Genomic DNA, 13,784 nt, shown 5'->3' with positions numbered 1-13,784 from the left:
GAACCCTCTAGGATGGCTTGCAACCCCGCCATTACGGAGACACGTCCCCCATGCACGCCCCGATCCCCGACTTTCCCCACAGCCGCATCGAACGCGACGAGCGCGGCGTCTACACCCTGCGTATCCACGACGCCAAAAGCCTGAACATCCTGGCCACGCCCGTGACGCTGGGCCTGACGCAAGCGGTGCAGTGGATCGCCGCGCAGGCCGATGCGCGGGCGCTCGTCATTCGCGGCACCGGCGAGCGCGCTTTTATCGGCGGCGCCAACATCTATGAAATGGCCGAGCTGGACCCCGCCGGCGGCCGTGCCTTCATCACCAACCTGCGCGACCTATGCGAAGCGGTGCGCAATGTGCCGGTCCCCACCGTCGCCCGCCTCCCCGGCTTCTGCCTGGGCGCCGGCATGGAGCTGGCAGCCGCCTGCGACATCCGCCTGGGTTCGCGCGATGGCGTATTCGGCATGCCCGAGGTGCGCGTCGGTATCCCGTCGGTGATCCATGCCGTGCTGCTGCCCGCGCTGATCGGGCCGGGCGCGACCAACTGGCTGCTGCTGACCGGTGAAAATGTCGACGCCGAGCAAGCCCTGCGCTGGGGCTTCCTGCAGTTCTTGTGCGACGCCGGCGAACTGGACGCGCTGGTGGAACGCACGGTCGGCCCCATCGCCGCCAGCGGCCCGCGCGCCGTCGCCTCGCAGAAAGCGCTGCTGCGCTACTGGGAAACGTCGACGGTCGAAGCCGGCCTGGATCGCAGCGTCGACGCCTTCGGCGCCGCCTTCACCACCGACGAACCCCGCCAATACATGGCGCCGTTCCTGGCTCGCAAGCACAAACGGGACGGCCAATGAGCCCGGCACAAGCAAGCGGTCCGCTGGCCGGCGTCCGGGTCATCGACATGACCTCGGTCGGCATGGGGCCCTACGCCACGCAGATCCTGGGCGACATGGGCGCGGACATCATCAAGGTGGAAGCGCCTGAAGGGGACGTCTTTCGCGCATCGGCACCCGCCGCGTCGCCCGGCATGGGCGCGGTCTACCTGAACCTGAACCGCAACAAACGCAGCGTCACCCTGAATGCCAAAGACCCGGCCGACCTGCAGCGGCTGCTGGCGCTGGCGGATGACGCCGACGTGTTCATCTCGAATGTGCGGCCCCGCGCGCTGGCGCGTGCCGGTCTTGACGCCGCCACCCTCTGCGCCCGCAACCCCCGCCTGATCTATTGTTCGGCGGTAGGCTTCGGCCAAGACGGCCCTTACGCCGCCAAGCCCGCCTTCGACGACATCATCCAGGCCATGAGCGGCCTGGCCGATCTGCAGGGCCGCAACACGGGCGCCCCCGCCTACATCAACACCATCCTGGCCGACAAGGTGGCGGGCCTGACGCTGGCCTACGCCATTCCCATGGCCCTGTACGAACGCGAAAAGTCCGGCCGCGGCCAGGCGATCGAAGTGCCGATGTTCGAGACGCTGGTGTCCTTCACGCTGATCGAGCACATGGGCGGGCGCACCTTCGACCCGGCACGCGGCGAAATGGGCTACAGCCGGGTGCTGTCGCCCGAACGCAGGCCCTACCGCACGCTGGACGGCTACATCGCGCTGCTGCCCTATACCGATGCGCAATGGCAGCGCTTCTTCAGCCTATCGGGGCGCGGCGACCTCGCGGCCGACCCACGCTACCTCAGCCCGCACACCCGCGGCCGCAACGTCGATACGCTGTATCAGCACCTGGCCGGCATCGTCGCGCTGCGCAGCACCGCCGACTGGCTGGCGCTGCTGGCTGACGCCGACATCCCGCATTCGCCCGTGAACACGCCTGAAGCCCTGTTCGACGACCCCCATCTGGCGGCCACCGGCTTCTTCCAGCGCGTGGAGCATCCAACGGAAGGGACGCTGACCGCCACCTCGATCCCCGTGCGGTTCTCGCGCACGCCGGGCGCTTTGCGCCGGCCGGCGCCACGGCAGGACGCGGATCGGGATATGCTCGACGCTGGCGGCTGAGCCCACCCCGGGCGGCCGCGCCCTGCCCGCCCGACCATGAACATCACTCTCAAACAGCTGCGCGTGTTCTGCGCGCTTTATGAACTGCGCAGCTTCACCGCCGCAGCGCGCGCCGCCTTCGTCACCCAGTCCGCCGTCAGCAAGCTGTGCGCCGAGCTCGAGGCCGAAGTGGGCCAGCCGCTCTTCGAACGGTCCACCCGCAACGTGACGCCCTGCGAAGGCGCCGCCGACTTCTACGCCTACGCCCAGGAGATCCTGGGCACGGTGCGCGCGGCGGAACGCAGCATGTCCGGCCTGCGCACGCTCGAACGCGGGGTGGTGGGCGTGGCCAGTTCGCCGATGATGATGGTGGGCCTGCTGGGCGACGTGATCACGCGCTATCACCGCCTGCATGCCGGCGTGAAGCTTGAACTCTACGAGCTGAATACGGACGACACGCTGGAACACGTCCGCCATGGCCGTGCCGACTTCGGCATCGTGTCCACGCAGGCGCACGGCGAAGGGCTGGAGGCGCGCGTCATCTACCGCGATTCCATGTACGCCGTGTGCGCCCCGTCCCACCCGCTGGCGCGGCGCGCCCGCGTTCGCTGGGCCGACCTGGCGGCGCATGACCACATCACGCTGCGCAATGTCTACAGCGTGCGCCGCGCCGTCGACCACATCAGCGGCGAACTCGACTTGGAATTCCATTCCAGCATCGAAGCCGGCATGCTGACCTCGGTGCTGAACCTGGTGCGCGCCGGACTGGGCATCACCATCGTGCCGGGCTACGTGTGCGCGTTCGCGCGGCTGCTCGGCCTGCATGTGGCGGCTGTCCAGGACGGCCCGCAGCGCCGCCATGAGCTATCGCTGATCCAGCGCCGCAGCACCCGGCTGTCGCTGGCCGCCAGGACCTTCCTGGACGAACTGGAAGCGACGCTTCACGCGCGCGAAGCGTCGCCCGACCCCACCGCTTTCCTGGACGACAGGCCGATTCATCCGGATACGGAATAGGTCTATGAAAATTAGTCCCTTGTTGAGATAAGCCGGCCAGACGCATCATGCCGCATGGCCCAGTTGCCGCGTGCCGTGGCGGATGGGCAAGAACAAGACAGGAGACTCCAATGACCCGAATTCCGCACCCGGTGCGCCGGCGCTTGCTGGCAGCCGCCTGCGCAGGCTTCACCCTGGCGGCAAGCGGCACGGCCATCCACGCCGCCGACGCCTATCCCAACAAGCCCATCACGATCGTGGTGCCGTTTTCGCCCGGCAGCGCCACCGACACCAGCGCCCGCATCCTGTCGGAAAAGCTGGGGCCGCGCCTGGGCGTGCCCATCGTCATCGAGAACAAGCCCGGCGCGTCCGGCACGATCGGGGCCGTCACGGCCGCCCGCGCGCCCGCCGACGGCTACACGCTGGTGCTGACCAGCAGTTCGACGCATTCGGCCACGCCCGCGCTGTTCCGCAAGCTGCCCTATGACCCGACCGGGGATTTCATCCACGTGATCCGGATCGCGACGATTCCGATGATGCTGGTGGTACGCGCGGATTCGCCCTACACCTCGGTCACCAAGCTGGTGCAGGCGACGCAGGGCCGCCCCCTGAACTATGCCTACGGGTCGCCCACCAGCCAGATCGCGGGCGCCACCTTCAACACCGTGGCCGGCGCTGCCGCCAATGGCGTGCCCTACAAGAGCCAACCACCCGCCGTGACGGACCTGCTGGGCGGGCATGTGGACTATCTGTTTGCCGACCAATCCGTCGTGACGGCCTTCATGCACAGCGGCAAGCTGACAGGCATTGCCTTCACCGGCCAAAGCCGCGCCAAGGACTTCCCGAATGTGCCGACGCTGGCCGAAGCGGGCTACAAGAATTTCGACCTGGTAGTGTGGGTTGGCGTGGCGGCCCCGGCAGGCACCCCGGCTCCAGTGGTCGAACGGCTGAACGGCGAGATCACCCGCATCTTGAGCGAACCCGACACCGTAGCCAAATTCGACGCGCTGGGCATGCAGGTCGCGCCCAATTCCGTGGCCGAGCACAAGGCGTTCGCTGAATCGCAACGCCAGATCTGGACCCAACGCGCCATCGACGCCAAGATCGAACCGCAGTAATCCGCAGACGGGCGCCCGACAACGGGCGCCCGCGTCTTGCCCGTGGCATGGCGCACCGCCAGCCGCCAATCCCAATCGCCCGTGGGATGTCCCGGCATCGCGTCCCACCGCGTCGCCCGGCAACGCCGTCATCCGAACGCATGATCCCTGCCCGTTCCAACGGCGTTTCGGGCATCCCCCCAATCCACGCGTATTTGCGACGGTCCTCATCCGTTGTGGCGAGACGCAGCTCGCCCGAGAGGCCGATCCGTCGCCTTATTTCGCAAGATTTTTGCATTATTCACTCGCGCTTTTGACTTACTGACAAGTCTGGCCAACCGGACGAGGTTTGCATGAGACGGCATCCGGAAGCTCTGTATTAGGCTGACCCGGCAGTACACCGACTCACCTTGACCGATTGGACGAAAGCACATGAATCAACTCATTCATCCAGACTGCCACCCCTTTACCGCAGCGGGCAACATGAAGCAGATTTCAGCGTTTTACGAGGAGGGACGCCGTGTCATGTGGATGATGCTCCGCGCGCAGCCGCGGCCTTGCTTTAACCACGAACTCATCGACGAGATCATGACCCTGGCGCGCGCCGCCAAGGACTCGGGCCTGCCCATCGACTTCTGGGTCACGGGCTCGCTGGTGCCGCAGATCTACAACGTGGGTGGCGACCTGAACTTCTTCGCGGAAGCGATCCGGACCGGCAAGCGCGAGGCCCTGCGGGCCTATGCACGGGCGTGCGTGGATTGTGTGCATGCCGCCTCGCGCGGGTTCGACACCGGCGCCATCTCGCTGGCCATGATCGAGGGCACCGCGCTGGGCGGCGGTTTCGAGGCGGCCCTGGCCCACCATTTCGTGCTGGCGCAGAACAACGCCCGCATGGGCTTCCCGGAAATGGCGTTCAACCTGTTCCCGGGCATGGGCGGCTATTCGCTGGTGGCGCGCCGGTCGGGCATGAAACTGGCCGAAGACCTGATCAGCACGGGCGAATCGCACACCGCCGAATGGTTCCACGGCAAGGGGCTGGTGGACGCGCTGTTCGAACCGGGCGACGCGTACCGCGCCACGCGCACCTTCATCGATGTGATGCGTCCCAAGCTCAACGGCATGCGCGCCATGCTGCGCGCGCGCCAGCGCGTGCTGAACCTGTCGCGCTCTGAATTGATGGACATCACCGAGGACTGGGTAGAAGCCGCGTTCTCGATCGACCCGAAGGACCGCGCCTACATGGAACGCCTGGTGATGGCGCAGAACCGGCGCACTGCCGCCAACCCCGAAGCAACGCAGGAAGCGACCATGCACTAACCCGCCGCACGATGGCGCCGGCTGTATCAGGCGATCAGATGCAGCCGGCGGCGCTGGGCCAGCCAGGCCGAAAACTCGCTCGCGGGCATGGGCTTGGCATACAGATAGCCTTGCTTGGCATCCACGCCCAGCGTATCCAGGAACGCGGTTTCTTCCAACGTTTCCACCCCTTCCGCGATCACCTTCAATTCCAGCGTACGCGCCACGGCGACGATGGCGCGCGCCAGCGCCTGCGACACCGGATTCTCGTTCACGCCGCGCACGAAGCTGGCATCCAGTTTGATCGCGTCCAGCGGAATGCGCGCCAGCTGCGACAACGACGAATAGCCGGTGCCGAAATCGTCCAGGTGCACGCGCGCGCCCAATTGGCGGAACTGCTTGATCAGGTCGATCGCCGCGACTTCGTCTTCGATCAGGCAGCTTTCCGTGAGTTCGATGTCCAGCAGGCACGGGTCCAGCTCCGCATCGCCGATGGCGCTCATGAAGTCGCTGACCACGCCCTTGTCGTCCAATTGCCGCGCCGACATGTTGATGGCGATCCGGATATTCAGGCCTTCACGCTTCCAGGCGGCCGCCTGACGGGCGGCCTCGCGCATCACCCACACGCCCAGCGGCGAGATCAGGCCGGATTCCTCGGCGTACGGGATGAAGACACTGGGGCAGACCATGCCGCGTTCTGGCGAACGCCAGCGCAACAAAGCTTCCACGCTGTGGACTTCGCCGGTGCGCCCGGCCAACTTGGGCTGGTAGTACAGCATCAGATGGTTTTCGGCCAGCGCCTTGCGCAGGTTCGTGTCCAGCCATACGTAGTCCGCGTTGCGGCGGTCCATGTCGGGTTGGAACACGCGGTACGTATGGCGCCCCGCTTCCTTGGCCACGTACATGGCGATGTCGGCGCTGCGCACCACGCTGTCCAGGTCGGCGCCGTGGTCGGGGTACATCGCGATGCCGATCGAGCAACTGGTGTAGACCTCGATCAGCCCTTGGCGGAAAGGTTCGCGCAGGCGCTCGATGATGCGTTCGGCGGTGGCTTCGAGTTGCCAGGCCTGCGCCTCCTCCTGCAGCACGATGAACTCGTCGCCGCCCAGCCGCGCCAGCGTCTGCCCTTCGGACAGGCAGGTCGAAATCGCCACCGACACCGCCTTGAGCAGCCGGTCGCCGAAGCCGTGGCCGTAGTGGTCGTTGATGCGCTTGAAGTTGTCCAGGTCCAGGAACAGCACGCCGCCCCGCCCTTCCTTGCCGGCCGCCAGCGCCGCCTTCAGCCGCGCGGTGATGGAATGGCGGTTGGGCAGGTTGGTCAGCATGTCGGTGTTGGCCAGCACGCGCAGGCGTTCCTGCGCCTGGCGCTCTTCGGTGATGTCGGTGCCCGAGCAAATCAGGTAGACCCGCTTTTCGCCGCTGCCGCTGGTGACGAACTTGTTCCGGAACAGGAACAGCCGGGGGCCCTTGACCGTGTTGATCAGCCGTTCGGCCTCGTAGGACTGCCCGCGCTTGTAGAACTCGGCGATATTGCGGCGCGAGGCCATGGCCTCTTCGCGCGTCATGAACATCTCGAACACGCTACGCCCGACGATGTCCTGTTCGCGCTTGCCCGTGTATTCCTCGCTGAGCTTGTTGAAGCGCTGAACGCGGCCGTTCTGGTCGACGATGACGATCACCGAGTTGGCCTCGGACACCACGGTTTCGGCAAAGGACAGGCCTTCGACGAGGTCCTTGGCAACCGATTCGGTGTCGGAATGCGCCGATGCGGTGCCGGCCCATTCGTTGGGGTTGATCTTGCGGCCCACCAGGTGCAGCCGCAGCGGATCCCCGTATAGCGAGATATCGATGCGCAAGCTGGAGGTGATGCCCGTCAGCGAGCGGATGGTGTCGGCCTGATCCGGGCGCAGCGCCATCGCGATATTGGTCGCGCCCTTGACCGCGGCAAGCTCGAACGCGTCGCTATCGGCCGACAAACGCCAATATGGACTGTGCGTACCGAAATGCGTATACAGGATCGACCTTTCGTCCTGATTCTCTGTCATCGTGGTATCCCCCCACTGTCCTACGGCTGGTTCACGCTAACAAGGCGTCCTTTAGGATGAACAGCCCCGGCCGGACCGAAAAGTACATTACGGCCTAGCCTGAACGGGGTCAATACCCCGTTGCAGTGCGATATTCCCTGTATTGCGGATTGTTTCATCGGCGATCACGGGCGTGTGGGGAATCTTTGCGTTCCTGGCTGCTTTAATGCGTCGCCACGACCCGTGGCGAACGCATTGTTGCGCCAGACGGCATCGCAATGCACAAACAAAATCGCCGAAGATTCCGTGAAGAAATCTTCGGCTTGTCGCGTAAATAGCGCAACCGGGGATAAAGCCCGCAGATCAATCCCGCGGATCAGTCGCCCTTCACCCCGGCGTCGTCGATCACCTTGGTCCAGCGCGCCAGCTCCGCCGACACGCGGGCGCTGGCATCGGCCGGCGTCGTCCAGGTAGCGATGGCGCCTTGATTCAGCAGCGACGCCTTCACTTCCGGCTTGGCCAGGATTTTCTTCAGTTCACCGTTCAGGCGGTCGATCACCGGCGCCGGCGTATTGGCGGGCGCCACGATGCCGAACATCGAGCTGACCTCGAAGTCCTTCAGGCCCGCCTCGGCGGCGGTCGGGACGTCGGGCAGCGCGTCCACGCGCGCAGGCGAGGTCACCGCCAGCGCGCGCAGCTTGCCCGCCTTGATGTTGCCCTGCGCCGCCGGCACGGTTTCGATCATGCTGAGCACCTGGCCGCCCATCAGGTCGGTCATGGCTGGGCCGCTGCCCTTGTAGGGCACGTGCAGGATGTCGACGCCGGCCGAACGCTTGAACATTTCGCCGGCCAGATGCTGGGGTGATCCGTTGCCGGCCGACGCCATCGTCATATAGCCCGGCTTGGACTTGGCCAGCGCGATGAATTCGGACAGCGTCTTGGCCGGCACCGACGGGTTCACCACGAACACCAGCGGCACCGTGCCCACGATGGACACCGGGGCGAAGCTCTTTTCCACGTCATACGTGACGCGGCCGCGGTACAGGGCGGCATTGATGGAATGGCTGGTCAGCGCGCCCATCAGCAAGGTGTAGCCGTCGGGCTGCGCCTTGGCAACCTGGTCCGCGCCGATATTGCCGGCGGCGCCCGCGCGGTTCTCCACGATCACCGACTGGCCGAGCGCGCCCGTCAGCTCCTGCGCCAGCACGCGGCCGATCACGTCGGTCGCGCCTCCGGGCGGATACGGCACGATCAGGCGGATAGGTTTGTCGGGATAGGCGTCGGCAGACATCGCCGGGGCGGATACGCCAGCACAGAGGGCCAGAAGGGAAAGCAGGACGGCACGGCGCGGCCGCAGACGCAGGTCTGACATGGGGTCTCTCCAGCCGGGATGAGTATAGGAATGGACGGACGCCCGGCTCGTCAACGGCGCCAGTGTAGGAGGCCAAACTTGATTGAAGAATCAGAATTTTTCTATCGACTGATCTACTAAACAGATCAATAAATCGTCTTGCACAAAGCCCTTGCGGCGTGCGCCAAAGGCTGGATATGATCTTGCCCCTGGATTATCAATAATATTATCGGGACTGAAAATGACGGACGAGACCAAAGGCGGCAAGCCCGCAGCAGGGCCTTTCGACAGCGACAGCGCCACCGCCCAGGGCGTGGCGCGCGGGTTGACCAACTATGGCGACAAGGGGTTTTCGCTGTTCCTGCGCAAGGCGTTCATCAAGGGCGCCGGTCTTTCCGACGACGCGCTGGCCCGTCCGATCATCGGCATCGTCAACACGGGCAGCAGCTATAACCCGTGCCACGGCAATGCGCCCCAGCTGATCGAAGCCGTCAAGCGCGGCGTGATGCTGGCGGGCGGCCTGCCGATGGACTTCCCGACCATCTCGGTGCACGAAAGCTTCTCGCAGCCGACCAGCATGTACCTGCGCAACCTCATGTCGATGGACACCGAGGAGATGATCCGCGCGCAGCCCATGGACGCCGTCGTGCTGATCGGCGGCTGCGACAAGACCGTGCCTGCCCAATTGATGGGTGCGGCCTCGGCCGGCGTGCCTGCCATCCAGTTGGTCACCGGGTCGATGCTGACCGGGTCGCACCGCGGTGAACGCGTGGGCGCCTGCACCGACTGCCGCCGCTATTGGGGCCGCTACCGCGCCGACGAAATCGACGCGCCTGAAATCGCCGACGTCAACAACCAGCTCGTCGCCAGCGTGGGCACCTGTTCCGTCATGGGCACGGCCAGCACCATGGCCTGCATCACCGAAGCGCTGGGCATGATGGTGGCCGGCGGCGCGTCCGCCCCGGCCGTCACGGCCGACCGCGTGCGCGTGGCCGAACGGACCGGCGCCACCGCCGTGGCCATGGCCGCGTCCCGGCTGACGCCCGACCAGATCATCAACGGCAAGTCCATCGAAAACGCGTTGCGCGTGCTGCTGTCGATCGGCGGGTCCACCAACGGCATCGTCCACCTGACCGCCATCGCCGGCCGCCTGGGTATCGACATCGACCTGGCGGGCCTGGACCGCATCAGCCGCGAAACCCCCGTCCTGGTCGACCTGAAGCCGTCGGGCCAGCACTACATGGAAGACTTTCACGACGCCGGCGGCATGCTGGCGCTGCTGCGCGAATTGCGGCCCTACCTGCACCTGGACGTGATGACCGTGTCGGGCCGCACCCTGGGCCAGGAACTGGACGACGCGCCCGCCCCCTTCACGCAGGACGTGATCCGCACCGCCGCGTCGCCCATCTATCCGGTAGGCGGCCTGGCCGTGCTGCGCGGCAACCTGGCCCCGGGCGGCGCCATCATCAAGCAGTCGGCGGCCAACCCCAAGCTGATGGAGCACGAAGGCCGGGCGGTGGTGTTCGAAGACGCGGAAGACATGGCGCGCCGCATCGACGACGACGCGCTGGACGTGACCGCCGACGACATCCTGGTGCTCAAGCGCATCGGTCCGACCGGCGCGCCCGGCATGCCGGAGGCCGGCTACATGCCGATCCCGAAAAAGCTGGCGCGGGCCGGCGTCAAAGACATGGTCCGCATTTCGGACGGCCGCATGAGCGGAACCGCCGCGGGCACCATCGTGCTGCACGTCACGCCCGAGGCCGCCATTGGCGGGCCGCTGGCTTACGTGCAAAATGGCGACCGCATCCGCTTGTCGGTGGCCCAGCGTGAAATTGCGCTGCTGGTGGACGACGCCGAACTGGCGCGCCGCGCCGCGGCCCAGCCCATCACCCGGCCGACCGCCGACCGCGGCTACCGCAAGCTGTTCCTGCAAACCGTGACGCAGGCCGATCAGGGCGTCGATTTCGACTTCCTGCGCGCCGGCGTCACCCACGACACCGTGCCGAAAAAGTAACGCCCCGCCATGAACGCCATCACGCCCGACGCCCTGCAAGCAGAGGCCCCCGACGCCACGCAGACCGCGGTGGCCGCCCTGGAAGAGGACATCGTCTTCGGCCGGCTGCACCCGCGCGAACGCCTGACCGAGGACGAGCTGATGGCGCGCTTCGCCATGAAGCGCCACGCCGTGCGGCAGGTGCTGGCCGAGCTGGAACTCTTGGGCGTGGTGGAGAAAAAGCGCAACATCGGCGCCGTCGTGCGGGCATTTTCCACCCGCGAAGTCATGGAACTGTATGCGCTGCGCGAAGTCCTGGAAGTGCATGCCGCCAGCCAGATGCCGCTGCCCGTGCCCGAGGCGCGGTTGGCAGCGCTGGTAACGGTGCAGCGCGAACACGACGCGGCGGTCGCCGATGGCGACGCGCGCCGCGTGTTCCGCAGCAACCAGCGCTTCCACCGTGAGTTCTTCGGGCTGCTGGACAACGCCGTGCTGGGCCAGGCCATCGAGGAATACGCCCGGCGCACCCACCCCATCCGCTTTGGCACGCTGGTGGCCGCCGGCTACCGCGAACGCGCCCGCCAGGAGCACTGGGCCATGATCCAGGCGCTGCGCGACGGCGACCGGGCCGCGCTGATGAGCGTGTGCCGCGACCACCTGCTGCCCTCGCGCGACGCCTACCTGGCCTCGGAGCAGGCGCGGCCGAGGCGCTAGCCCCAGGCTGCCGACCGCCCTCCCCGGCTACTTGAACGGATTGGAATCGGCCCCGTAGGCCCCCCCGCCATACGCCCCGCCCACTTCCAGCGACACCGAACCGGGGTCAACGACCGGGGCGTCACTCTTGTAGTGCATCACCATTCCCGGAAAGGCCATCACCGCGGCCACCATCAGCAGCTGGATCACGATGAACGGCACCGAGCCCCAATAGATCTGCCCGGTGGTGACCGGCTCGATCATCTTGCCCGTGACCCGGTCCTTGTAACGGTCCCGCGGCGCCACGGACCGCAGGTAGAACAACGCGAAGCCGAATGGTGGATGCATGAACGAGGTCTGCATGTTGACGGCCAGGATCACGCCGAACCAGATCAGGTCGATGCCCAGCTTGTCGGCCACCGGCCCCAGCAACGGCACGATGATGAATGCCAGCTCGAAGAAGTCCAGGAAGAAGGCCAGCACGAAGACCAGAACGCTGACGACGATCAAAAAGCCCCATTGCCCCCCCGGCAGGCCGGTCAACAGGTGCTCGACCCAGAGGTCGCCGTTCACGGCGCGGAAGGTCAGGCCGAACACGGTGGACCCCACCAGGATGAACACCACGAAGCAGGACAGCTTGGTCGTCGTGTCCATCGCCTGCTTGAGCAGGTCCAGCGACAGGCGGCGACGGATCAGCGCCATCAGGATGGCGCCCACCGCCCCCATGGCTCCCCCTTCGGTCGGCGTGGCCACGCCGATGAAGATCGTGCCCAGCACCAGGAATATCAGTGCCAGCGGCGGAATCATGACGAACGTCACGCGCTCGGCCAGCGCCGACAACAGGCCCAGCCCAAGCGCCTTGTTGATCAGCGCGATGACGAAGGCCGTGGCGCCCCAGAACAGCAGCGCCACCACGATGCGCTCGTCGAGGGGCGCGGTGTTGTTCTCGACCCAGAGCCCCAGGAAGTAGGCCGACACGGCTGAAATGACCATCAGCACCAGCAGCGAGCGCCCGCCGCGCGCGCCATTCGGTTCCTGGAAGCGGCGCGCCTCTTCAGGCAGCGCGGGCGCCGAAGCCGGTTTCAGCACGCTTACGATGACGACGTAGAGGATGTACAGCCCGGCCAGCACGAAGCCCGGCACCATCGCCGCCCGGTAGATGTCGCCGATGGAGCGTCCAAGCTGGTCGGCCAGGATGATCAGCACCAGTGACGGCGGGATGATCTGCGACAGCGTGCCCGACGCCGCGATCACGCCGCTGGCGAGCCTCCGGTCATAGCCGTTGCGCAGCATGATCGGCAGCGAGATCAGCCCCATCGAAATGACCGAGGCCGACACCACGCCCGTGGTCGCAGCCAGCATCGCGCCCACGAACACTACCGCGAAGGCCAGCCCGCCGCGGACCGAGCCGAACAGCTGGCCGATCGTCTCAAGCAAGTCCTCGGCCATGCCGGACCGTTCAAGCACCAGGCCCATCAGCGTAAAGAACGGTACCGCCAGCAGCGTATCGTTGGAGATGATGCCGAACACCCGTTGCGGCAGCGCCTGGAACAGCGAGGAATTGAGCAGGCCCAGTTCCATGCCCACCAGGCCGAACAGGATGCCGTTGGCCGCCAGCGCGAACGCGACGGGAAAGCCCAGCAGCAGGAAGATGATCAGCGTCGCGAACATGATCGGCGCCAGATTGGCAATGAAGAACTCCATGATCAGCGACCCTTGTTATCCAGTTCATGCACGGCAGCCGCTTCGCGCGCTTGCGCTTCGCGGGCGATCTCTTCGGCCAGTTCCTCTTCCGCGCTCTTGGCGCCCTCGCGTTCGCGCGGGTCGCGGCAGCGCCCCATCAGAAAGCCGGCGCACTTGATCAGGTGCGACAGGCCGGCCAGCACCAGCAGCGCAAAGCCCACGGGGATCAGCAGCTTGACCGGCCAGCGGATCAGGCCGCCGGAGTTGGACGAATGCTCGTCGCTCAGGTAGGAATCCATGAACACCGGCCAGGACAGGTATGTGATCAAGAGGCAGGCGGGCAGCAGGAAGCACAGCACGCCAAAGATTTCGATCCACACCTGGGTGCGCCGCGACAGCCGCGACGCGATGATGTCCACACGCACGTGGTCGTTCTTCAAGAATGTGTAGCCCGCCGTCAACAGGAACATCGCGCCGAACATGTACCACTGCAGTTCCAGCCAGGCGTTTGAGCTGTAGTGGAAGACCTTGCGCACGATGGCGTTGCCGGCGCTGACCAGGACGACCAGCAGCGTCACCCAGGACACGATCCGGCCCATCCGAAGGTTGATCGCGTCTATGCCGCGCGACAAGGCGAGTAGTGCCTGCATCTGTTTTCCCCAGAATTGTTTTTTGACCA

11 protein-coding genes are annotated in these 13,784 nt (G+C 66.1%); 7 read left to right on the top strand and 4 right to left on the bottom strand.

Annotated elements, in window-relative coordinates; genetic code table 11:
- Positions 1–50 precede the first annotated feature (50 nt).
- The 5 genes from HG262_RS16935 to HG262_RS16915 all read left to right on the top strand — a co-directional run bounded on the left by HG262_RS16935 (position 51) and on the right by HG262_RS16915 (position 5,379).
- Positions 51–845 carry an enoyl-CoA hydratase gene (locus tag HG262_RS16935; RefSeq protein ID WP_169272112.1) on the top strand — a complete coding sequence of 265 codons (795 nt, stop codon included), beginning with the start codon at positions 51–53 and terminating at the stop codon, positions 843–845.
- Positions 842–1,993, top strand: a complete 1,152-nt coding sequence (locus HG262_RS16930; protein ID WP_169272111.1) for a CoA transferase — start codon at positions 842–844, stop codon at positions 1,991–1,993. Before HG262_RS16935 ends, HG262_RS16930 begins: the two co-directional genes overlap by 4 nt.
- A 36-nt stretch (positions 1,994–2,029) precedes the next feature.
- The gene (locus HG262_RS16925) at positions 2,030–2,986 is read left to right on the top strand and encodes a LysR family transcriptional regulator (RefSeq protein ID WP_169272110.1); all 957 of its coding nucleotides are present in this window, start codon (positions 2,030–2,032) and stop codon (positions 2,984–2,986) included.
- A gap of 110 nt (positions 2,987–3,096) precedes the next feature.
- Positions 3,097–4,083 (top strand): tripartite tricarboxylate transporter substrate binding protein, encoded by a 987-nt coding sequence (locus HG262_RS16920; protein WP_169272109.1) that lies wholly within the window; start codon positions 3,097–3,099, stop codon positions 4,081–4,083.
- A gap of 411 nt (positions 4,084–4,494) precedes the next feature.
- Positions 4,495–5,379 carry a crotonase/enoyl-CoA hydratase family protein gene (locus tag HG262_RS16915; RefSeq protein ID WP_169272108.1) on the top strand — a complete coding sequence of 295 codons (885 nt, stop codon included), beginning with the start codon at positions 4,495–4,497 and terminating at the stop codon, positions 5,377–5,379.
- 26 nt (positions 5,380–5,405) lie between these two features.
- Here HG262_RS16915 and pdeR read toward each other — a convergent pair whose 3' ends face one another.
- Positions 5,406–7,403, bottom strand: coding sequence for a cyclic di-GMP phosphodiesterase (gene pdeR / locus HG262_RS16910; protein ID WP_169272107.1), 1,998 nt, complete (start codon positions 7,401–7,403; stop codon positions 5,406–5,408).
- Positions 7,404–7,758: 355 nt separating this feature from the next.
- Positions 7,759–8,754, bottom strand: coding sequence for a tripartite tricarboxylate transporter substrate binding protein (locus tag HG262_RS16905; RefSeq protein ID WP_169272106.1), 996 nt, complete (start codon positions 8,752–8,754; stop codon positions 7,759–7,761).
- A 220-nt stretch (positions 8,755–8,974) separates the two neighbouring features.
- On the opposite strand from HG262_RS16905, the gene HG262_RS16900 reads away from it, so the two are divergent.
- Positions 8,975–10,750 (top strand): IlvD/Edd family dehydratase, encoded by a 1,776-nt coding sequence (locus tag HG262_RS16900; RefSeq protein ID WP_006224171.1) that lies wholly within the window; start codon positions 8,975–8,977, stop codon positions 10,748–10,750.
- Positions 10,751–10,759: 9 nt separating this feature from the next.
- Positions 10,760–11,443 carry a GntR family transcriptional regulator gene (locus HG262_RS16895; protein WP_169272105.1) on the top strand — a complete coding sequence of 228 codons (684 nt, stop codon included), beginning with the start codon at positions 10,760–10,762 and terminating at the stop codon, positions 11,441–11,443.
- A gap of 27 nt (positions 11,444–11,470) precedes the next feature.
- Here the strand turns inward: HG262_RS16895 and HG262_RS16890 are convergent, their stop codons facing one another.
- A complete protein-coding gene (locus tag HG262_RS16890) occupies positions 11,471–13,126 on the bottom strand; it encodes a TRAP transporter large permease subunit (RefSeq protein ID WP_169272104.1) in 1,656 nt (551 codons plus the stop codon).
- 2 nt (positions 13,127–13,128) lie between these two features.
- Entirely contained in the window at positions 13,129–13,755 is a 627-nt protein-coding gene (locus HG262_RS16885; protein WP_169272103.1) for a TRAP transporter small permease subunit, read from the bottom strand.
- Positions 13,756–13,784 lie beyond the last annotated feature (29 nt).

This window comes from Achromobacter sp. Bel, from assembly GCF_012928505.1.
Taxonomy (GTDB): Bacteria; Pseudomonadota; Gammaproteobacteria; order Burkholderiales; family Burkholderiaceae_B; genus Achromobacter.
This window is presented reverse-complemented; position numbering and strand designations above follow the sequence as displayed.